Source organism: Paenibacillus sp. sgz302191 (assembly GCF_057749925.1).
Genome location: NZ_JBYLHY010000100.1, coordinates 1 through 691, shown reverse-complemented (window position 1 = coordinate 691; position 691 = coordinate 1). Strand labels below are relative to the sequence as shown.

1 protein-coding gene is annotated in these 691 nt (G+C 62.5%); it reads left to right on the top strand.

The window, feature by feature from the left end:
- The coding region (locus AC3G2T_RS38770; RefSeq protein ID WP_488438827.1) for an AMP-binding protein at positions 1–691 on the top strand (691 nt) is incomplete at both ends.

Genomic DNA, 691 nt, shown 5'->3' with positions numbered 1-691 from the left:
AGGTCGGCATCCTGGCCGAGCGGTCGATGGAGATGATCGTCGGCATCTACGCGATTCTGAAAGCCGGAGGCGCCTACGTGCCGATCGACCCCGAGTATCCCGAGGAGCGGATTCGCTACATCCTCGAGGATTCCGGCGCACAAGTGCTGCTGAGCCAGCGGCATGTACTCGATCGTCTGCCGGCCATCGCTGCGGAAGCGGCCGGGGTGATCGATCTGAACGACAGCGGCGCGTACGCGCATGACGGCTTGCCTCTGGAGCCGCTCGCCGGACCACGCGATGTCGCTTATGTGATCTACACGTCGGGTTCGACGGGCAAGCCGAAGGGCGTTATGATCGAGCACCATTCGGTCATCAACCGGATTTTATGGATGCATGAGCGGTATCCGATCGGCGAGAGCGACGTCATTTTGCAAAAGACGGCGTTCACGTTCGACGTGTCGGTGTGGGAGCTGTTCTGGTGGGCGATGGTCGGCTCCAGCATGTGTTTGCTGTCCGTCGGGGGCGAGAAAAGCCCCGAGCGGATTTTGGAAACGATCGAGCGCAGCGGCGTGACGACGATGCACTTCGTGCCGGCGATGCTGCACGCGTTCCTCGATTACGCGGAGCAGCAGCCGGGAGCGAAGCTGGCCGGGCAGTTGGGAACGCTGCGCCAAGTATTCGCCAGCGGCGAAGCTTTGCCGCCGCAGCA